This window comes from Nitrosovibrio tenuis (genome assembly GCF_900109785.1).
Taxonomy (GTDB): domain Bacteria; phylum Pseudomonadota; class Gammaproteobacteria; order Burkholderiales; family Nitrosomonadaceae; genus Nitrosospira; species Nitrosospira tenuis_A.
In genome coordinates this window covers 1-20,632 of sequence record NZ_FOBH01000020.1, presented here as the reverse complement: position 1 = coordinate 20,632, position 20,632 = coordinate 1, and the positions used below count along the sequence as shown (strand labels likewise).

Annotated in this window: 21 protein-coding genes, 1 tRNA gene and 1 pseudogene; 13 read left to right on the top strand and 10 right to left on the bottom strand. The window is 53.4% G+C overall.

Annotation, left to right across the window (positions count from 1 at the left end; translation table 11 throughout):
* Nucleotides 1-186: 186 nt before the first annotated feature.
* Both BMX00_RS14030 and BMX00_RS14025 read left to right on the top strand, forming a co-directional pair.
* On the top strand, nt 187-459 hold the full coding sequence (locus tag BMX00_RS14030) for a hypothetical protein (protein ID WP_218141562.1): 273 nt from the start codon (nt 187-189) through the stop codon (nt 457-459).
* Complete coding sequence (locus BMX00_RS14025) at nt 456-2,063, top strand: type I restriction-modification system subunit M (protein ID WP_090829644.1); 1,608 nt, start codon at nt 456-458, stop codon at nt 2,061-2,063. The genes BMX00_RS14030 and BMX00_RS14025 overlap by 4 nt, the downstream gene beginning before the upstream one ends.
* 362 nt (nt 2,064-2,425) lie before the next feature.
* On the opposite strand, the gene BMX00_RS14020 is transcribed toward BMX00_RS14025, so the two are convergent.
* From BMX00_RS14020 to BMX00_RS13990, 7 genes are all read right to left on the bottom strand, one after another.
* Entirely contained in the window at nt 2,426-2,725 is a 300-nt protein-coding gene (locus tag BMX00_RS14020; protein ID WP_090829643.1) for a hypothetical protein, read from the bottom strand.
* Between the two features lie 210 nt (nt 2,726-2,935).
* On the bottom strand, nt 2,936-3,886 hold the full coding sequence (locus tag BMX00_RS14015) for a hypothetical protein (RefSeq protein ID WP_090829642.1): 951 nt from the start codon (nt 3,884-3,886) through the stop codon (nt 2,936-2,938).
* Nucleotides 3,887-4,129: 243 nt separating this feature from the next.
* Complete coding sequence (locus BMX00_RS14010) at nt 4,130-4,681, bottom strand: hypothetical protein (RefSeq protein ID WP_090829641.1); 552 nt, start codon at nt 4,679-4,681, stop codon at nt 4,130-4,132.
* A 7-nt stretch (nt 4,682-4,688) separates the two neighbouring features.
* Nucleotides 4,689-4,910 (bottom strand): helix-turn-helix transcriptional regulator, encoded by a 222-nt coding sequence (locus BMX00_RS14005; protein ID WP_090829640.1) that lies wholly within the window; start codon nt 4,908-4,910, stop codon nt 4,689-4,691.
* A gap of 80 nt (nt 4,911-4,990) precedes the next feature.
* Nucleotides 4,991-5,929, bottom strand: coding sequence for a hypothetical protein (locus tag BMX00_RS14000; RefSeq protein WP_090829639.1), 939 nt, complete (start codon nt 5,927-5,929; stop codon nt 4,991-4,993).
* Nucleotides 5,930-6,153: 224 nt separating this feature from the next.
* Nucleotides 6,154-7,380, bottom strand: coding sequence for a tyrosine-type recombinase/integrase (locus tag BMX00_RS13995; protein WP_090829638.1), 1,227 nt, complete (start codon nt 7,378-7,380; stop codon nt 6,154-6,156).
* A gap of 163 nt (nt 7,381-7,543) precedes the next feature.
* A tRNA-Ser gene (locus tag BMX00_RS13990) sits at nt 7,544-7,636 on the bottom strand.
* A 100-nt stretch (nt 7,637-7,736) separates the two neighbouring features.
* On the opposite strand from BMX00_RS13990, the gene mltF reads away from it, so the two are divergent.
* Both mltF and BMX00_RS13980 read left to right on the top strand, forming a co-directional pair.
* Nucleotides 7,737-9,140: a membrane-bound lytic murein transglycosylase MltF gene (gene mltF / locus BMX00_RS13985; RefSeq protein WP_245728099.1), complete on the top strand. Its 1,404-nt coding sequence runs from the start codon at nt 7,737-7,739 to the stop codon at nt 9,138-9,140.
* Nucleotides 9,141-9,262: 122 nt separating this feature from the next.
* Nucleotides 9,263-9,901, top strand: coding sequence for a peroxiredoxin (locus BMX00_RS13980; RefSeq protein ID WP_090829636.1), 639 nt, complete (start codon nt 9,263-9,265; stop codon nt 9,899-9,901).
* A 155-nt stretch (nt 9,902-10,056) separates the two neighbouring features.
* Here BMX00_RS13980 and cysG read toward each other — a convergent pair whose 3' ends face one another.
* Nucleotides 10,057-11,529 (bottom strand): siroheme synthase CysG, encoded by a 1,473-nt coding sequence (gene cysG / locus BMX00_RS13975; RefSeq protein ID WP_090829635.1) that lies wholly within the window; start codon nt 11,527-11,529, stop codon nt 10,057-10,059.
* A gap of 262 nt (nt 11,530-11,791) precedes the next feature.
* Here cysG and BMX00_RS13970 point away from each other — a divergent pair, with 262 nt between their 5' ends.
* The 8 genes from BMX00_RS13970 (at nt 11,792) to BMX00_RS14775 (ending at nt 18,229) form a co-directional block, all read left to right on the top strand.
* Nucleotides 11,792-12,634 carry a 3',5'-nucleoside bisphosphate phosphatase gene (locus BMX00_RS13970; protein ID WP_177171875.1) on the top strand — a complete coding sequence of 281 codons (843 nt, stop codon included), beginning with the start codon at nt 11,792-11,794 and terminating at the stop codon, nt 12,632-12,634.
* A 195-nt stretch (nt 12,635-12,829) separates the two neighbouring features.
* Entirely contained in the window at nt 12,830-13,462 is a 633-nt protein-coding gene (locus BMX00_RS13965; protein WP_090829633.1) for an L-threonylcarbamoyladenylate synthase, read from the top strand.
* Nucleotides 13,455-14,105, top strand: a complete 651-nt coding sequence (locus BMX00_RS13960; RefSeq protein WP_090829632.1) for a site-2 protease family protein — start codon at nt 13,455-13,457, stop codon at nt 14,103-14,105. The genes BMX00_RS13965 and BMX00_RS13960 overlap by 8 nt, the downstream gene beginning before the upstream one ends.
* Before the next feature lie 22 nt (nt 14,106-14,127).
* On the top strand, nt 14,128-15,330 hold the full coding sequence (locus BMX00_RS13955; protein ID WP_090829631.1) for a tryptophan--tRNA ligase: 1,203 nt from the start codon (nt 14,128-14,130) through the stop codon (nt 15,328-15,330).
* Nucleotides 15,331-15,416: 86 nt separating this feature from the next.
* The gene (locus BMX00_RS13950) at nt 15,417-16,229 is read left to right on the top strand and encodes a segregation and condensation protein A (protein ID WP_090829630.1); all 813 of its coding nucleotides are present in this window, start codon (nt 15,417-15,419) and stop codon (nt 16,227-16,229) included.
* The gene (scpB, locus tag BMX00_RS13945; RefSeq protein ID WP_090829629.1) at nt 16,195-16,830 is read left to right on the top strand and encodes an SMC-Scp complex subunit ScpB; all 636 of its coding nucleotides are present in this window, start codon (nt 16,195-16,197) and stop codon (nt 16,828-16,830) included. Before BMX00_RS13950 ends, scpB begins: the two co-directional genes overlap by 35 nt.
* On the top strand, nt 16,831-17,478 hold the full coding sequence (locus BMX00_RS13940) for a nucleotide-binding protein (protein WP_342707166.1): 648 nt from the start codon (nt 16,831-16,833) through the stop codon (nt 17,476-17,478).
* A 526-nt stretch (nt 17,479-18,004) separates the two neighbouring features.
* Complete coding sequence (locus BMX00_RS14775; RefSeq protein WP_090829627.1) at nt 18,005-18,229, top strand: site-specific integrase; 225 nt, start codon at nt 18,005-18,007, stop codon at nt 18,227-18,229.
* 267 nt (nt 18,230-18,496) lie between these two features.
* Here the strand turns inward: BMX00_RS14775 and BMX00_RS13925 are convergent, their stop codons facing one another.
* Nucleotides 18,497-19,648 carry an MFS transporter gene (locus tag BMX00_RS13925; RefSeq protein WP_281245911.1) on the bottom strand — a complete coding sequence of 384 codons (1,152 nt, stop codon included), beginning with the start codon at nt 19,646-19,648 and terminating at the stop codon, nt 18,497-18,499.
* Nucleotides 19,649-19,927: 279 nt separating this feature from the next.
* On the opposite strand from BMX00_RS13925, the gene BMX00_RS14635 reads away from it, so the two are divergent.
* Entirely contained in the window at nt 19,928-20,317 is a 390-nt protein-coding gene (locus BMX00_RS14635) for a hypothetical protein (protein WP_177171874.1), read from the top strand.
* 14 nt (nt 20,318-20,331) lie between these two features.
* On the opposite strand, the pseudogene BMX00_RS15170 reads toward BMX00_RS14635, so the two are convergent.
* Nucleotides 20,332-20,397, bottom strand: a pseudogene (locus tag BMX00_RS15170) (hypothetical protein); the annotation flags it as partial.
* Between the last annotated feature and the right edge of the window lie 235 nt (nt 20,398-20,632).

The window sequence follows — 20,632 nt, the reverse complement described above, 5'->3', positions numbered from 1 at the left end:
GGGATCTCTTCATCGCTTCAAACTCCTTCAATAGGGGAGCCAGATGCGACTTTACTCTAATTTAGAATTGCCCAGGTTTTTGGGGATGACGTCAGGGGCGACACGCCGTTCTTTCACCATGTTGCCGCCCTAGCCGAGCTGTATCAGGCCGCACAGGAAGACCGACTGTTCACTCACCACTTCAATATGCTGCGCAGCATCCTGGAGAAGACGGCAAGCTTTCACGGGCACAAGAATTTTTCTGTCTGCATCAAGCAGGAAAATGATGACCCGGAGGGCATCCTGCACACTCGCCTGATCAACATCCTGAGCCACGGCAACTATTCATTGTTCGAGCCCCAGCAGATGCTGGACGAGAACAAGGCGTACTTCAGGAAAATATTGCATGACTTCCTGAATCGCTACCCATTCAATCCAGACTTATTCCCTCAGGCCGTTGAGAAAGCAGGCACATCATGACCGATCTCGAAAAACAGAAGCTGGGCAAAACCCTTTGGGCGATTGCTGACCAATTGCGCGGCGCGATGAACGCGGACGATTTCCGCGACTATATGCTAGCCTTTTTGTTCCTGCGCTACCTGTCAGACAACTACGAGGCTGCCGCGAAGAAGGAACTGGGGCCGGACTATCCCAAAACAACCGATGGGGGTGCTAGTACGCCGTTGCAATTTTGGTACGAAAGCAATCTGGAGGACGTAGCCGAGTTTGAAAAGCAGATGCGACGCAAGGTGCACTACGTGATCGAGCCCCAGTACCTGTGGGGTAGCATTGCCCAGACGGCGCGTGAGCAAAGCCAATATCTTCTGGACACGCTGCAAAAAGGCTTTGATCACATCGAAACCGAATCCTTCGCCAGTACCTTCCGGGGCTTGTTCTCCGAAATCAACCTAGCGTCCGACAAGCTAGGCAAAACCTACCTTGATCGCAATGTCCGCCTTTGCAAGATCATCAGCGAAATTGCCAAGGGTCTGGCCCAGTTTTCCACGGACAGTGATACTTTGGGCGATGCCTACGAGTATCTGATCGGCCAATTCGCCGCGGGCTCGGGCAAGAAGGCCGGCGAGTTCTATACGCCGCAACCCATTTCGAGCATTCTCTCTGCCATCGCGACGCTGGACGGGCAAGAACCCGCCACGGGTCTGCGCCGGCATCTGGACAGCGTGATGGACTTTGCGTGCGGTTCGGGTTCGCTGCTCTTGAATGTGCGCCACCGCATGGGGCCGCACGGGATCGGCAAGATTTACGGCCAGGAAAAGAACATCACCACCTACAACCTGGCGCGCATGAATATGCTGCTGCACGGCGTGAAGGACTCTGAGTTCGAAATCTTCCACGGCGACACCCTGCTCAACGACTGGGACATGCTACGCGAGACCAACCCCGCCAAGATACCGAAGTTCGACGCAGTGGTTGTCAACCCGCCCTTCAGCTACCGCTGGGAGCCTTCCGAGGCAATGAGCGAGGACATGCGCTTCAAGAACTACGGCTTGGCGCCGAAGTCCGCCGCCGACTTTGCCTTCCTGCTGCATGGCTTCCATTTCCTGAAGCAGGACGGCGTGATGGCCATCATCCTGCCCCACGGCGTGCTGTTTCGTGGCGGTGCCGAGGCACGCATCCGCACCAAGCTGCTCCAGGACGGCCACATCGACACGGTAATCGGCCTGCCAGCCAACCTGTTCTTCTCCACCGGCATTCCGGTGTGCATCCTGGTGCTGAAGAAGTGCAAGAAGCCGGACGACGTGTTATTCATAAACGCTGCCGAGCGCTTCGAGAAGGGCAAGCGGCAAAACCAGCTTCTGCCCGAGCACATCGACAAGATCCTCGACACCTACCAGCACCGCAAGGAAGAGGTGCGCTACTCGCAACGGGTGAGCATGGAGGAGATCGAGAAAAATGATTTCAACCTGAATATCTCGCGCTACGTCAGCACCGCAGAAGCCGAGGAGGAAATTGATCTCGCGGCTGTACATGCGGAGCTGGTCTCGCTGGACAAGAAAATCAGGACGACCGCCGAGCAGCACAACATATTTCTCAAGGAGCTGGGACTGCCCCTGTTACCGTGAGGCTCACGCCGGTCAGAGCACTTTGCGCGATCATATTCAACTATTATTTTGACGGGGTAAATGGCTGGGAATTTCGGCACATTTTGCATGCAAGCCTCGTTAACGTGCATTAAGCAAAAAACGAGACCGATGTTGGCTTATCTGTTGTGATTGAACCTCAAAACGTTAACTTTTCAGAGGCGATTTTGTTAAGCCTTTGTTCATATTCCTGACCTAATACTCGCCTCCACGTCTCCGTCTTCCGGTGGGCGATGCAACGATAAAGCACACCTTCCAGAGATCGGTCAGGGAGGTTGCCAATGGCAATGGTCTTCCAGTTTCCTTGAAAAAGGTCGGGGGGGCGCACGTTCTGCGTCCTATGGCTAACATCGCTCCCGCTGAGCCCCTTCGCCCTTGAATACCCAAAACTTCATGTCAATCTTGTCCTGTTGCTCAGGTGAAACGTATAGATCGGCCTGCCCAAGAACCCATGGCAGAGTTCGCCAAAGCATCTCCGAGAGCACACTGACCGATGGGCAATATTTACCCCGCTTCCACTCGGATAAGCGGGAGTGAGTGATCCGTTGGCCGGTCGCTTCAATCATTAGACGAATGGCCCGGGCCTGCGTATTTCCATAGTAATGCTTCTCTGCCCGGAGCCAACTCTCAACAAGTTGTTTCATTCGCATTCCTTATTAATAAAGGGGCATACCCAATATGTATCCGACATCCATGATGTGTACGGCGGGCTCAACCTTCAGCCCTCACACTATTTTGGTAATTGCCGGGTAAATAGATCTGAACATCTTTAAACTCTAAGCAAACCTGCTCCTAGAACATCCGCGATGGCTAAATGAAGCCTTGGGTTGCCCCGACCCCTAACCCTATCCTGGTCAGAATTGAACGATCTCTTTCTCGTAGTTTTTTACCTGTATCTCCAGCGTTTTAACCTGTTTCTCCAGCTGGGCGCATTTGCGCTGCCCCCACTTTGTAAGCCGGATCGCCTCGTTCTTTTCCCTCATAAGACCGTCATTACGTCTCTCCAAAATCCTCACGTTTTCGCTTAGTCGTCTAATCTCTGCCATCGCTTCAGAAAGCCCTTCAGTAGCGTCAACGATCTTCTGCATACGAGCGTTGTCATTGAGGAGCTCCTCATAGCTCAACGTAATCTCCTGGTATTCGTACTTATTCACCAGCACCATCTCGTCGGGAATTGAAGAAGTCTGCACAATGTCTGGATCAGGCTGGGCCGCGCGTTTTTCATTTTCATCTTGTCCCGGCCCTTCCCACTGATGGGATTTTGATTTTCTCCCGATTCTGGCCGTGTTCATTTCAGTCGTGTTACCGCTTGAGGTGACGAATTTCCGCTTTACCGTCCCACTTTCGCTATCTGTATTGCTCTCAGCACTTGAAGCCGCTTCAAGTGTCCGACGGACTTCGTTAACTAGGGTGTGAGATACCGCGCAACGTTTGGCTATCAAGTTATTACTCCACTGCGACCATTCCTGGTCATCTAAAAGGGTCTGCACTGCCTTGCGCTTATCCGCTGGTGTTCGGCGTAGCCCATGCTCTGCATTTGCGCCTACGCTATAAAGAATGGCGTCACGTCTTGTTCCTTGAACAACATCCGCATCTATTTCCAGCAGTTCGATTTTGGATGCGGCGTGATATCGGTGGTAACCGTCGGCCAGCCAGTATTCAGCGCCGTCGAAGTACACCTTGATATCTGGAAGCCTCGCACCCTGCATGTAAGCCTCTTCGTAATCAGAGACGATTTCATCATTTATATCCACCCGGCTTTGTGTGAGTTCGTTGAGTTTGATCTGGCTGATTTTGATTTTCATATTTTCACCGTTGTTTTAGCTGCTTTAAGTGCCAGCTGAATGGAGACCATTCACCACCCATCACCCGTTGTTCGAAATACGATATGTAACACATGATTTTGCCTAGCTATACGAATCGAATGGCCGTTAGTTTGTCCCCAGATGTAGGAAGAACAAGAGGGTATCCATGGATCGGTATGCGCCTAAACGCAGAAAGAATACATGCTGAGGTATGGCTACCTAGAAAGGTGCACGAAGGGCGTGTCATAACATCTCTGCTATCCCCTCATTTGACACGCTTGGCGGGCAATATTTGTCTTGAAGCACGATCGAGTCACTCGCTGGGCGGTTCATATCGCCGTGATCTAACCCGCGCGGCGGGAGTCTGGGTTTAATTTTAAAAAGGGATAGCACTGGGACATGAAGCCGCCACAAGCTCATGGGCTTTTCCGTAGCATGAATGTCTAGCTTCCCGCCGCATTCATCCACCGCAAAAAAGGTCAGGGCATAGAGATGGGGACGCTTGCGGTCACCATATCTCGTGATCAAGATCAGTTCTACGTTCAGAAGTTCTTGTCTAGCTTTGTTCAAAGTATCGCGCGACTTCCAGCCTCGCTTTTCCATGAGAGACCACGCCAAACACAAGTCTCCGTTGTTAAAGCCTTTGAATTGCATTAGCAGATCAATTAGAAGCTTAATGGCGTGGGCCGACAGCTCGATAAAAACCTGACTTTCCAGCAAGCAGTGAGGCAAGGCGGCAAACCCCCCTGGTTCCCGGCGTTCTGGCGAAAGCCAATTTTTCTTTTTCTTACGCATTGATTGACTACTTAGTCAGCTGTTTCATCAATGCGCGAATGTCTTCAACGCGCCATGCAGTAATACGGGGACCCAGCTTTACCGCTTTTGGAAAACGACCGCTCTTGATGCCGCTCCACCATGTTGATTTGCTGATAGGAAGAATAGCCGGAATAGGGGGCTTTGCCTTCAAATTCCCGATGATTTGGGATAGGCGGACATAACCAATTTCAGGAAGTTCATGCGACATTGAATGACTCCGTGCAGTAAGTGACGGCGACATCCTAAGATGGACAACGACGCGTTGATAGAACGCCGGGCGGAAGGCGTTTAACGGCTGCTAGGTGATGTTATACGTCTGCCAGCTCGCGGATTCTGCTTAGAAACTTTAAGCAGCCACTCATAAACCGTTTGCTCCCCCCTTTCAGGACTAAAGGCAAAGCCAATTCTGTGTCCATGCTCAACCAGCTGCGGGAATATCCTTTTCGATGCTTGCCTAACAGACTGCCAGTTCCCCGACAAAAAAAGGTGCCTTGCCATAGCTCTTAATTCGGCACTTTTTCGGTGCCGCTTGTTTGCCGCTTCTTTCGAGGCGAGTGAGATTCTCTGCTTTAATTTCTTCTGAACTTCTTCTTCTGCCCTCAGCCCCGAATCATCTTCAATTTTTGAAACTTGCCCTCGAATACAAGCAACGAATTGATCAGTGCCTTGCAGGTACTCGGCGTAGCAGACGGCATCCATTGCTTCTATTGCTGCATTTCCCCCCAAGGCAAGATATTTAGGCTCTAATTGCACCCACATAAGGCAGTCCGCAATAAGCCATAAAGCAAGCACCGCAAAAAACTCGTACTCTTCTGTACCCGCTAGATCTGAACCGTCTAACGAATAATTACTAATGGCCGCTTTTAACGCCGTAACGACTGAGGTATTGCCAGCATTATCAAATAGGGATCCAGGGTCATTTGTAATTCCGGGAAATCCATTCTCCATAAACTTACGAATAGCAGCTTCTGTCCGCCCCTCCTCCGGCACCTCCTGGAGCTCCCAACCTCCCTCGGTCAATAACTCATGAAAATACTTTTCTCTTGCGTTATGGAAGTACTCTTCAACTATCCAATCGGCAGTTTCCGCTATTTGAATAAGCTGCTCCCGTGGTTTCGACAAAAGGTTACGCGCGCGTGTAGCAATAGCTGGAAGTAGATCAAATGGATAGGATTGCACTTCACCATTATAAGGGTCGAAATTATCGAATTGACGGAAGTAACTCATCTACTTGAGGTGCTCGAAGGTTCCACCCGCACGGTTCATCGCCTTGTAAGTTCTTCTTCCCAAATAAGAGTAGTTGAAGGCCCGTCTTCGAATTCGTAAGCAGCTTCCTCTTGGGTGCCTATATAGTGATTCATAGACCAATGCGACGTTTGCTTCTTTCATTCTCTACATTCCCTGTTGACGAACTCTTATACCGGGCTAGTGCTTGTATTCCCACTACCTGCTTATCCGGTTGCTCGATGCAGCTCTATCACGTCTGAACTCCTTATAACCTTTTCCAGATGATCGGCCCACGCCTGCATCATGCGCTTGCGCTCAGGCAGGTATTCAGCGCGGTTATACGCACCTCGGATCTCATTTCGTTCGCAGTGCGCAAGCTGGCGCTCAATAACATCTGGATTAAAGCCCGTTTCATTGAGAATGGTAGAAGCTACCGCGCGGAACCCGTGTCCCGTCATCTTGCCTTTGTAGCCCAGACGGTAAAGGGCAAAAAGCATTGTGTTATTACTGATGGGCTTGTCACGGTTGCGCCCAGGGAAGACGAATCGGCTGCTATTAGATATTTCGTTGAGTTCGGTAAGAATGAGAATCGCCTGCCTCGACAGCGGCACAACATGCTCGGCTTTCATCTTCATTCGCCCCGCGGGGATGATCCATAAGGCATTATTCAAATCGAACTCTACCCATTCGGCCGCAATGAGCTCGTTCGTACGAACAAAAGTTAGCGCTAACAGCTGCAGTGCCAAACGTGTTTGTTTATCGCCCGTTTCATCATATCGGGCAATTGCGCATAATAGCTCCGGCAACTCTTCCGGCCGAACGGCCGCCTGATGTTGTTTCTTGTGCGGAGTCAAGGCGCCGCGTAAATCGGTGGACAAATTGCGAGTGCAGCGTCCGGTCGCGATGCCATACCGGAATACCTGTCCACATACCTGTAATACCCGATGCGCCAGATCGTACGCGCCACGGGCTTCTATTTTCTGTACGGTCCGTAGCAATTCGGGCGCTTGAATCTCGTCAATGGAGCGCTTGCCGATGCTCGGGAAAATATTATTTTCCAGGCGGCGTTTAACGTCGCTAGCATGGTGGGGAACCCAAGTATGCAGTTGCTTGCCATACCACTCGCGACCAACTGCCTCGAAAGAGTTCTCGGCAGCGAGTTTTTTACGGAGGTTCGTTGCTTTTCGTTCCGCGGAAGGGTCAAGATCGGCTTGCAGCTGCTTGCGCAGTTCGTCACGCTTGTTCCGGGCATCACTAAGGGTAACTTTGGGATAGACGCCAAGAGAAAGGGATTTTTCCTTTCCTGCCTGCCAGTAACGCAGCCGCCAATACTTGCGGCCATCTAAATAAATCCATAAGTAAAGGCCATCACCGTCCGGTAGTTTGCGTATGCTGGCTCCCTTACTGTTGGCGTTCTTGCATTCCGCAGCGGATAATAGATTGGTAGCCATCGTGGTAACTTCTAACCGTGGTAAATTTATTACCACGAAACTTACCACGGTTTAGAGTCGGACTCAACAGGATGTTACCACACGACTATGGACATTAATGTGGCGTAAGCATACGTAGTTATTGGATTTACAGGATACTACTGGACGAGTTCGGATGTTAAGTTGGCGGAGAGGGTGGGATTCGAACCCACGTGCCAGGTTACCCTGACCATCTGATTTCGAGTCAGCGCCGTTATGGCCACTTCGGTACCTCTCCATTGTGGTAGCTCTATTTTACCAGCTTATCTTGCGTTTATCTCGCGCTCGTCTGGGGCAAACATGGCAGAATGTTTGCGAATTCTGTTTGTCTGTCTTCCATGCGCCCCTTTCCCCGTCTGTTCATTGTTGTTATTGCTTGCGGTTCGCTGCTATCCGCCTGCGAGACACCTGAAAGACCGGTGTTACCGCTCGATCAAACCGATGAGCTGGTGGTTATCACCGTAAATAGCCCGGATACATATTACGAGAACGCCGATGGGGCCTATGCGGGGTTGGAGTTCGATCTCGCTTCCGAGCTCGCGCGCGACCTGGGGATAAAGGTCCGGTTCAAACTCGTGCCGAAGCTGGAAGATGCATTGCTGGCGCTGGAAAAGCGCCAAGGGCACTTTGCCGCCGGTTTTATAATGAGCGACAAGCTTGCATTGGGCGTGCGTTTTGGGCCGGTATATCAGTCCATACAGCCGCAGGTAGCCTACAACACCGATTACTCCAGGCCCAGAAGTGTTCAGCAGCTCGCAGGAAGTACCATCGAAATCGCGAGCGGCACGCCATATGCCGAACAGTTGAATAAAGCCAGGCAGCGGGTGCCGGATCTGAAATGGACCGACGTGGATATGACGACCGATGACCTGCTGGCCAGATTGGCAGAGGGAAAGATCGATTATGCGGTGATCGGCGCTCCTCAGATGAACCTGGCGAAGAATTTCTATCCCAATCTGGATGCGGCGTTCGACCTCGGCTGGCCAACCGGCAGGGTCTGGGTATTTCCGCTATTCACAGAACGAACTGTTTTGAAAACAATGGACAAGTTTTTTGGCCGGATCGAGCAGGATGGCACGCTGACACGGCTGCTGGACCGATATTATGGACATATCGAGCGGCTCGAACAGGCGGACGTCAGCGGCATTCTTGATAAACGCCGCACGCTGTTGCCCGATTTGCGCGATTATTTTCACCAGGCAGAGGAATTGACAGCGATCGACTGGCGGCTGATCGCAGCGCTGGCGTACCAGGAATCGCACTGGAATCCGCTCGCGGTTTCTTTCGCTAATGTGCGCGGACTCATGATGCTGACGGAAACTACCGCCGACCGCATGAAGGTGACCGATCGCCTCGATGTGCGGCAGAGCATCCTGGCCGGCGCGCGGTACTTGCTGATGCTGAAAGACAGGCTGCCCGTGCGTATCAAGGAGCCCGATCGGACTTGGATGGCGTTGGCTGCCTATAATCAGGGTTTCGGCCACCTCGAGGATGCACGCATCCTGGCGCAGCGCATGGGGCTGAACCCGGACTCGTGGGTGGATCTAAAAAAAACAATGCCGCTATTGAGCCTCAGCAAGCATTTCCGCACGCTGAAACATGGCTATGCGCGCGGTGGGGAAGCGGTCGTGCTGGCGGAGTCAGTCCGCACTTATTATGAGATTCTGCTGAAATACGAACGGCCTTACTCGTGGGGTTTTCCGCCTGGCGATAAGGTGAGCCCCGGCGTGCCGTTATCTTAGTTCTTTATTGCAATAATTGTTGAGTCATGGGAGCAGTCAGGCTATATTGAGCCTGCCAGTTTTTCATCCGTTTTAACAGTTTAAACAGATTTTGACTAAATCTTAACCTTAGGGAGAACGTCATGACTTTACGCTTGGGCGATACAGCACCTGATTTCGAGCAGGATTCTTCAATTGGGAGAATCAAGTTTCATGAATGGGCAGACGATTCCTGGGTGGTGCTTTTCTCGCATCCGGCCGATTACACGCCGGTGTGCACGACCGAGCTGGGAATGACGGCTAAACTCAAGTCGGAGTTTGACAAGCGCAATGTAAAAGCGATTGGGCTGTCGGTCGATCCGGTGGAAAAGCACAGCGGCTGGATCAAGGATATCGAGGAAACGCAACATTGCGCCGTGCAATTTCCGATTGTCGCGGACGTGGACAAGAAGGTCGCCGCCCTGTACGACATGATCCATCCAAACCAGTCGGAAACGATGACCGTTCGTTCGCTGTTCGTCATCGACCCAAAAAAGAAAGTGCGCCTCATCATTACCTATCCGATGAGCACCGGGCGCAATTTTGACGAGGTTCTGCGCGTGATCGATGCGCTGCAACTGACCGATAACTGCACGGTGGCAACCCCGGCCAACTGGAAGGATGGAGATGACGTTATCATTCCGTTGACGGTTCAGGATGAGGCTGTCATCAAGCAGAAATACCCGAAAGGGTATGTGGCACCCCGCCCCTATCTCCGCATTACGCCGCAGCCGAATAAATAAGGAATCGCGGACCGCAGGAAGTTTAAAAGCGAAGCGCCCTGCTGAAGGATGCTTTTTACCTGAGAAAGGCCATGAGAAATGGCCCCGAGAAATAACCGTTAGGCGGATAAAAAACATGTTCGGCACACCAAGCCGGGCGGCTTAATGCGTTTGGTTCACGCCTGCTCGCTATTTGCGGCTGCAGCGGATTGTCCTGCGGGTAAATCCTTCTCAGGCTCGAACCAGGCAAGCTTCTGATGCAGTTTCACGACCTCGCCGATGATAATCAACGTGGGCGGTGTGAGATGGGCGGAAGCCGTCAAATCAGGCAGTGTCGTCAATGAGCCTGTCAATACCCGCTGTTTGTGCGTTGTCCCCTGCTGTACGATAGCCGCAGGTGTTGTCGCGGGCAAACCATGCAGAATCAATTGCCGGCACAACACGGCTAATCCCACCAGCCCCATATATACGACGATGGTCTGGTTTGGCCGCGCCAGCATGGGCCAATCCAGGTTCACGCTGCCATCTTTGAGATGTCCCGTGACGAAAACGCATGATTGCGCGTAATCACGATGCGTAAGGGGAATACCGGCATAGGAGGCCGCCCCGTTCGCCGCGGTGATGCCCGGCACCACCTGAAACGGAATATGTTCTGCGGAAAGGGTTTCGATTTCCTCCCCGCCGCGGCCGAAGATGAACGGATCGCCGCCTTTCAACCGCAGCACGCGCTTGCCTTCTTTCGCCAGCCGCACCAGTAATTCATTGATCGATTCCTGCGGCATGGTGTGCTTGCTGCGTTCCTTACCCGCATAAATGCGGGGCGCATCGCGGCGCACCATGTCGAGGATTTCAGGTGAAACCAGCCGGTCATACACCACTACGTCGGCCTGCTGCATGAGGCGCATCGCTCGAAAAGTCAACAGCTCGGGGTCTCCCGGACCGGCGCCCACCAGATAAACTTCCCCTTGCAGTTGTTCCTGCGTTACGCCATGGGATTCATTTTCTAGCGACCGTTCCAGATATTTTCGGGCCTCCTGATCCTTGCCTGCGAAGACCATTTCCGCAAATGGGCCCTGCAACGCTCTTTCCCAGAACCTGCGCCGCCTTCCGGGTTGGGACAAATGTCGTTTCACGCGCTCGCGAAAGTCCCCGGCGTAGGCAGCCAGGCGGCCATAAGCCATGGGTATCGTCGTTTCAAGACGCGCCCGTAGCAGCCGTGCAAGCACCGGCGATGTGCCACCACTTGAAACCGCGATGAGGACAGGCGAGCGGTCGATAATGGCAGGCATAATGAAAGAGCACAAGGCCGGGTTGTCGACTACATTGACCGGAATATGGCGCTGGTTGGCAATCTCGGAGACCTTGCGGTTGGTCTCGGGATCATCGGTAGCGGCAATGACGAGAACGACATCATCCAGATGATCGGGATGAAAGGCTTCGGAGCGGTAAATAATTTCTCCTTCGCCTGCCGGATTTCGCACCGCTTCCTGCACCTGGCCCGCCAGCTCCGCGCCAAGCTGCGGGGAAACCAGGGTAATGCGGGCACCCGCGCGTGAGAGCAGCACTACCTTGCGGGCGGCGACGTCTCCCCCGCCCACCACCAGGCAATTGCGGTTCTTGATATCGATAAAAATCGGCAGAAAATCCATCTGTTCCGTTCGAAAATTATAATGGCCGCAATACACATGGTCGCACTACGTATGGCCGCAATATATTGCCGCAATGGGTACTCTTGCCCAGCTATAAGGTTTGTTGCTTTATCTTCTCTTCTTTACCTCTCCTACTTTACCTGAAAATGCACTTTACGACGCGTCCCCCCCCTCCTTCTACCTGCCTTGCTGGTCCGTACCTCCCCACTGCTTCACCTTATTTGCTATGATGCAGGTCTTGCTTTGCACGAACAATCGCTTCATGTTCAATATTGACCTTCACTGCCATTCCACGGCTTCCGATGGACTACTGACGCCCGCACAACTGGTGCAGCATGCGGCCACGCGGGGAGTCGAGGTACTTGCCTTGACCGACCATGACGAGGTGGGCGGGTTGGATGAAGCTCGTCGAACGGCTGCCGAGCATGGCATTACATTGGTCAACGGAGTCGAGATATCCGTCAGCTGGCGCGGCCAAACCGTGCATATCGTCGGCCTTGGCATAGACCCCGATCATCCGGAGCTCGCCAAAGGCTTGATGGCGATCCGCAATGGACGCACCGTGCGCGCTCGCAGTATTGCGGCGCAACTCGATAACTTCGGCATTCACGGCAGTTTCGAAGGCGCCTGCCGGAACGCTGGCGACGGCCACCTGATCGGCCGCATGCACTTCGCGCGTTTCCTGGTCGAGCAAGGGTATGCCAAAGATGTGAAAGCGGTATTCAGGCACTATCTGGTCAAGGGTAAACCAGGATATGCACCCCACCAGTGGGCATCGTTAAGCGATGCCGTAAGCTGGATACGCAACAGCGGTGGCAGGGCCGTAATTGCTCATCCAGGCCGCTACAAGTTGAGCAAGAGTGCGTTGGAGGAGCTGCTGCTGGAGTTTCGCGCTCTCGGCGGTGAGGCGATGGAGGTCGTCACGGGCAGTCATACTCCGGAACAATCTCTGCTGTTTGCGCGCCATAGCCAGCGTCTCGGTTTGCTGGCATCGCGCGGCTCCGATTTTCATGGGCCGGGCGAGAGCTATTTCGATCTTGGCCGGATGCCGGAGCTGCCTGCCGATTGCACCCCCGTGTGGCACGATTGGAAGGGAACGGCGTGATGCGGCAATGAATGTCCTCCCACCCCTTTTTCAGCCTGTGTTTCGTCCGCCTTCATTATTGCGAGCCTCATGCTGTGCCGGCTCCAGCACTCCCCTTAAAAAGTATGGTTAAACTCCGCGGCTGAGCATATCGGTGCTTGTCTGAAATCCTGAATCCACGCTTGTCCTAAAATTAAAAACTAGAACCTGTTCCTCTTGGCCCAATTTTTTTCAGTACATCCGGATAATCCTCAGTTGCGCCTTGTGAGACAGGCTGGAGCTATTGTCAAGGCTGGCGGCGTGATTGCATATCCGACCGATTCCTGCTATGCCCTAGGTGGGCAATTGGGCGACAAGGGCGTAATGACGCGCATTCGCGCGATACGGCAAGTGGATGAGGATCATCACTTTACTTTGATGTGCCGGGACTTAACGGAAGTCTCGCGTTACGCCAAATTCGACAATACCCAGTACAGATTGCTCAAGGCAAGCACGCCCGGATGCTATACGTTCATATTCCCGGCCACTCGCGAAGTGCCGCGCCGCTTGCAGCATCCCAAGCGCAATACCATCGGCTTGCGAATCCCCGATCACCCCATAGTGCAGGCATTGCTGGCGGAGTTGGATGCACCATTGTTGAGTTCCACGTTGTTAATGCCAGGTGATGAATTTCCGCTCAACGACGCCTCGGAGATCCGCGCTCGGCTTGAACATCATGTAGAGGCGGTTGTGGACGGGGGAGCCTGCGGCCTGGAAATGAGCACTGTGATCGATTTCACCGGAGAAGCGCCAAAACTCGTACGCCATGGCAAGGGCAGCCTTGAGCCTTTTGGAATCGAGCATGGATAACATTATCCAGACGATCGCTATCTATGCGCTGCCCGTCATTTTCGCGATCACACTTCACGAAGCCGCGCATGGCTATGTGGCCAAACATTTCGGCGATCTCACCGCCTATGCTCAAGGACGTGTCAGCCTGAATCCGATCAGGCATATTGATCCGATTGGCACCATTCTTCTTCCACTGATGACATTGATGCTAGGTGGCATCCTGTTCGGCTGGGCCAAGCCGGTACCCGTCAATTTTTCGGCGCTGCGGCGACCCAAACAGGACATGTTATGGGTGGCGCTGGCTGGGCCGGGCGCGAATCTTTTCATGGCTTTACTCTGGGGACTTGTAATCAAGCTCGGTCTCGCCATGTCCGAGAGCGACCTGTCCCGCCCGATGATATTGATGGGCGAAGCGGGTATTAAAATCAATATCGTACTAATGGTACTGAATCTGCTGCCCTTGCCGCCTCTGGATGGCGGCCGGATTGCGGCAAGCCTTCTGCCCCTCCGTATGGCACAGAGCTTTTCCAAAATTGAACCTTATGGATTCATGATTCTGCTATTGCTATTGATTACAGGGATCCTCGGCGCCATTATCGGCCCTTTTATCGGCATGGGAATACGTATGGTAGCGTGGTTTTTCGGGTTGGGAACTGAATAAAAATACTGGTAGGGATTAATCAATGTTCGCTGATCGAGTTTTATCCGGGATGCGTCCCACAGGAGGCCTGCATCTGGGCCATTACCATGGGGTGCTGAAGAACTGGGTGGAATTGCAGCACCAATTCGAGTGCCTGTTCTTTGTTGCTGACTGGCATGCTCTCACAACCCATTACGATACGCCGGAAGTCATCGAGCAGCATGTCTGGGATATGGTGATCGACTGGCTCGCGGCGGGGGTGGATCCGGCACAAGCCACTTTATTCATTCAGTCGCGTGTTCCGGCCCATGCCGAGTTGCATGTCCTGCTTTCCATGATTACCCCGCTGGGCTGGCTGGAACGAGTGCCTTCTTATAAGGATCAGCAGGAGAAGCTGGCCGAAAAGGATCTCAGTACTTACGGTTTCCTCGGCTATCCGCTGCTGCAAAGCGCGGATATCCTGATATACCGGGCCACACGCGTGCCAGTGGGTGAAGACCAGGTGCCACATATCGAATTTACCCGCGAGATCGCTCGGCGCTTCAACCATATCTTCGGCAAGGACGTTGGGTTCCGCGAAAAAGCCGAAGCGGCGATTAAAAAGCTCGGTTCCAAGAAGTCCAAGGTCTACCGCGAACTGCGCAATCGCTACCAGGAACATGGTGATGAGGAGGCGCTGGCGGCGGCAAAATCCTTGCTCGATGCCCAACAGAATTTGAGCATGGGCGATCAGGAGCGATTGTTCGGATATCTGGAGGGCGGCGGAAAGATGATTCTCTCTGAACCCGATGTGATGCTGACCCCGGAATCCAAAATGCCGGGGCTGGATGGACAGAAGATGTCCAAATCCTATAACAATACGATTAATCTGCGCGAAGATCCGGACAGCGTCATCAAAAAAATCAGGACCATGCCGACCGACCCGGCACGGGTGAGACGCAACGATCCGGGCGATCCCAACAAATGCCCTCTATGGCAATTTCATCTCGTTTATTCGAACGAGGCAACGAGGGACTGGGCATACAACGGTTGCACTACCGCGGGGATTGGCTGCCTGGACTGCAAGCAGCCGGTTATCGATGCAATCCTGGCGGAGCAGGGGCCTATGCACGAGCGTGCTCAAATGTATGAGGAGGATCCGACACTGGTGCGCAACATCATTGCGGACGGATGCGAGAGAGCGGACAAACTGGCCCAGGAAACAATGCGTGACGTCCGGGAGGCGATGGGGTTGGATTATTCCTAGGTTCTTGACATGAGAACGTTCCGCGCACGGTAGCTCCCCTTGCATAGACACATCTCCCATAGTCCTTGGCGGGATTCCATTTCCGTATGAACGATTTTATCCATCCTGCTTCCGCCAACCCCATCGCCAGAATTCATGGAGAGCCCCTGACGGAGTTGCCTCGGGACTTGTATATTCCCCCGGATGCGCTCGAAGTATTTCTCGATACATTCCAGGGTCCGCTCGATCTGCTGCTTTATCTCATCCGCAAGCATAATCTGGATGTGCTGGATATTCCCATGGCGGAACTTACGCGGCAATATCTGTCCTACATCGAAATGATGCGGGCTAACAGGCTGGAATTGGCGGCGGAATACCTGCTGATGGCGGCGGTGCTGATTGAGATCAAATCCCGGATGTTGCTGCCCAAGCCGGTCGATACCGAGGAAGAAGAGGATGGCGATCCACGTGCTGAGCTGGTGCGGCGCCTGCTGGAATACGAGCAGATGAAGACGGCGGCGCGGCGGCTCGATGAGTTACCACAGGCCGAGCGGGATTTTGCGCTGGTTCAGGTGTGGGTCGAAAAAGCGGTGATCGAGCGCCTGCCGGAAGTGCACGTGGATGACCTGCGTAACGCCTGGCTTGCACTGTTGGCACGCTCGCAGGCGAATCGGCGTCATCAGATTACCAGGGAAGAGCTTTCCGTCCGGTTGCACATGAGCCGTATTCTGCACCGCTTGCAAGGACATAAGTTTGTAGAGTTCACCGAGTTATTCAGCCCTTCCGCCGGCGTGGCGGAGCTCGTGGTAACCTTTCTCGCATTGCTGGAGCTTATTAGGGAAAATCAGGTGGAAGTCAGTCAGCCTCAGGCATTCGGGATTATTTATGTCAAACCCATCAGTTTCCTCACTGCCGTCTAACTCCGGCTATCCTGGCCCGGACGAGATTAAGCGGATATTGGAAACAATATTGCTCACCAGTACTGAACCGTTGCCATTGTCCGAACTGAAGAATCTGTTCGACATGGAACTGAGTGCGGAAATTCTGCGCAGGCTATTGGAAGAGCTGCGTGAGGACTGGGAGGGCAAGGGGGTCGAGCTGGTCAATGTCGCCAGCGGCTGGCGCTTCCAGGCCAGGCCCGAAATGCAGAAATTTCTTGATCGGCTCAATCCGCAAAAGCCGCCCCGCTATTCCCGTGCGGTTCTGGAGACACTTGCCATCATTGCCTACCGTCAGCCAGTTACGCGCGGTGACATTGAGGAAATTCGGGGAGTTGCCGTGTCCGCCCATATACTTAGGGCGCTTGAGGCGCGCGGCTGGATTGGGGCGGTCGGGCACCGCGATGTTCCAGGCAGACCGGTTTTGTATGCCACGACGGCCTACTTTCTCAATGATCTGAACTTGAGATCGTTGGAGGAATTACCTCCGCTTGAAGAATTGGGATCGTTGATTGAACCACAGGGAACTATGGAATTGCTGCCCGGCGCACGGCCGGATATGGCTGTCGATACTGGGGAATAAATGGCTGAAGCTCGGGGAACCATGCGAACGGTTTTAGTGGCGAACCCAAAAGGGGGGAGCGGAAAGACGACGCTGGCAACTAATCTGGCGGCTTTTTTTGCGGGTCAAAACCGGCAAGTTGCAATGTGGGATCTCGACCGTCAAAAATCCTCGCTCGGGTGGCTGGCATTGCGCCCCGCTGAGCTGCCATCCATTGCCCAGCTGAACGCCCCACGCCGCGAAGATTATCCGGACATCCCCGCCGACTATGAATGGCTCGTCCTCGATTCTCCAGCGGGAATGCATGGCAAGAACCTTGCCCATGCCTTGAAATTTGCCCATAAGATTCTTGTACCCGTACAGCCTTCGCTATTCGACATGGCCGCCACGCGAGATTTTTTGGACCAGTTGATGGAGGAAAAAAGGGTACAAAAGCACAGAACCTTTATAGGCATAATTGGTATGCGCGTAGACCCGCGCACACGTGCTGCCGCCACGCTGGAACAGTTTCTCAAGCAATATGATCTTCCCGTCCTCACCTATCTGCGTGACACCATGGTGTATGTCAATGCCGCCTTCGTTGGTAAAAGTATTTTCGATCTGCCTACCTATCAGATTGAGCGCGATCTGGCGCAATGGAGGCCGCTCATCGAGTGGATAAACACTTGAGAATCAGCATTCCTGAATAAGCCGCCTGGCGTGCCGATTTATCGGTATTCAGTCCGCGATTAAGTCGGCGCTAAGTTTGAAAATGGGTTGCCAACTCATCCTGCCATAGGAGAATAGGAAGCGCGCAATCGTCTGCCTTTGATGAGTGTGGGCAGGGGTACACTCGGAGGGAGACTATTCTGCGCTTGAACCTGATCCCGCAATTAATCGCGGGAATTAAGCGGCGGGGCATCGAGGTTATTGAGGAAATCATTATCATCATCTTTTGGTCTTCAGTGCCAGAGTCAGACTCGTGAGTTTGGCAGCATACTGACTACCGGGGTATACGGGACAATGAGCAGGATCATTTTTGGCTCCGGCTCCGCGCTTGCAACAGCCATCCTTATCTGTATCGGGTGATTGGCCAGCTTTGCATAGTGCATAAGGCTGCGTTGGCCAATTGTTTGTCTCGTCAGCCCAGTTTGACCAGAATTTACCTTGGATCGCCTCAGCAAATAGTTTCCATGAGAACATGTCCGGACAGAGCATGGCAGCGTTACTCAACGCCTTGCCGGTACGGTTGTTGACGGGAATCAGTTCTCCATTCGCAACAGTCATCGAACAGTATTCAGCATCTTTCTATCTCAAGAATGGCGGCTCGCTGGAAAAGGCCGCCGCCATGGCAAACCACTCCAGCACCCGCACGACACAGCTTTACGACCGGCGACACGACGAAATGACGCTGGATGAAGTGGAAAAAATAGGAATTTAGGCCACAACAGCATCATCGAACTCGCCATGCAACTTTGCGCTGAGCGCTGAACTTGATCAGTTGCAGTTAATTCTGGTTTGCGCCGATCAAATGCAGGTCGGCGCGGCTGAATGCAGATTCATTTGCAGTTAATGCCGGTTTAAGCGGGTGGATAGTTGCAATTAATGCTGGCACAAATCCGCGCTGAATGCTGGTCGAACCGCTTTTAAATGCAGGTTGCTACACCTAAAGTGGGAAAAACACAGCAAAGAAAAGAAAATTGATTGCTTACGTGATTCCGCCGATCCAGTCGACAAGTAAGGCGGCGATTCCGCAGGCGACACCGATAAGACAAACCGCTATCCATCCGCCTGCAGTCCAGGCGATTCCTGCAGCAGCTGCGCCGATAGCTCCGCCGAGGAAGAAGAGACCTACAAAAAGACCATTGAGCCTCCCGAGCGCCTCCGGTCGCAGAAGATTGATGGCTCGGCGGCCGAGGTTGTGGTCGCCTACGACTCCGATATCGAGCAAAACTGCGCCTACGCCCATTAGGAGAAGAGACAAGAGCGGCGTTGTGACGTGTGACGACCCGGCCCATCCAGTAAGCCCGAAGGCACCCACCATCAGGAGATGGGATGCGATCGTCCCTGATCTCGTCCAGCCGAGGTCGCCCGCTCGTCCGACCAGTGGCGTCGCAGCTGCGCCGGCTGCCCCGACAAGCGCGAACAAAGCAATTTCACTTTGGTCGAATTCAAACGGCGACTGCATCAACCTGAGAGCGACAGCAGTCCAGAATAGGCTAAACGCGGCCATGGTCAAGCTTGCTGTCAGGGCACGGCGCCGCAGCACAGGCTCCGTGCGCAATAGATGCCAAAGAGAGGCTATGAGGGTTGGGTAGTTCGAGCTCGCCACCGGTTGGCGTTTGGGCAGGCGCGCAGCAAGCGTAAGCGTGAGTATCGCCAGAGCGAAAGCGCTCACACCATAAAAAGCGCGCCATCCAAAGGCGTCAGTGATAATGCTCGCGAGTGGCCTCGACAGCACAATACCGATCATCAGCCCGCCCATAACGTCTCCGATGACACGGCCGCGTTGTTCTGGCGGTACCATGGAGGCCGCGACGGGAACCAGGATATGAATAGCGGAACACGCCGCCCCAAGGATGAAAAGAATTACCAACAGCAAAGCTGCACTTGGAGCGAAAGCAGCGGCGATCGCGCTTACCGCCGCGCATCCGAGCATCCGGACGATCAGCTTGCGGTTTTCCAAAAGATCGGCTAGGGGAACCAGAAGGAAGAGGCCCACGGAGTAACCGAGCAAGGTTGCCATAGAGACGAGCCCGCCGCTAGCATCGGCGAGGCCAAGCGATGGGCCAATCAGACCGATTAAGGTCTGCGGGGCATAAAGATTGGTGACGACGACTCCAACCGACGTTGCGAAGATCGCCGTAAGCGGGCCGGTAATCAGTGTTTTCTCCCCTCGTCGAAGGACGAACGGAGGGCTCGCGCGGCGTTACGGTCATGAAGACCCCGTTCTGGCAAAATTGACCCTCTTTTCTACAGGCCATTGTGTTGATGGCTAACTACTTGCAGATCCTCACCAGTGACAGAATTTGGTCGTCATAACGTTTGATAGATTGAACCCTTACTTCTAGGGAATGTGAGTTTCCACCAAAGATCCAACGATACCCGGGTTCTTTAATGTCACGCGTCTTGTCCCCATATGTCCCAGAGTAAAGCAAGTCGAGCGCCGGACTATCGTGATGCACTTCTTTCGCCACAAGCACATCATCAGGCCAAACTAGGTTTCGAAAAAACCACTCTCGCTTATGTTGACTATGAACCACAACAGCGGCAGGGCCAGGGGAATGCCGCATTATACGAATGGCGGTGGCTGGGAGGCTTGTATCAAACTCTTTCCAATATCGCTGACAAGATCGATACAGGGCTCGCGCCGAACGATCTTAGGCACAACCAAATAGGGAGGCAACAGGAGATCCGAACTGAAGCGGTTGGCTTCGGCCTCCATCGTCATCGCGCTCTGGTTCCGGGAAGAGACATCCTCTTGCTGCAAGCCATTAGACCATCACCTTTACGGTCGCGAAACCAATGACCGATTTCATGTCCGATGGAAAAACGCTGCCTAGCTAGACTTGTGGCAGTATTCACAGTAATAACACCGCTATCATCCACTGCAACAAGCCGTGCATCAGCACCATCAAGCTTCCTGCGACGAATCTGTATTCCAAGATCGAGAGCAATCGCATCTAAATTAATCTCTCTAGGACCTTTTGCTCTTTTGGGCTGCCGCTTATAAGAGTCTCCTCACAAGAGACCGCGCGCTCAATGGACGTGATCGCCGGGTGGTGGGAGGATTTCCTTTTCCCGGTTGAGTTGTGCGAGCTGTTGCAGCAGCATGTCGGCATGA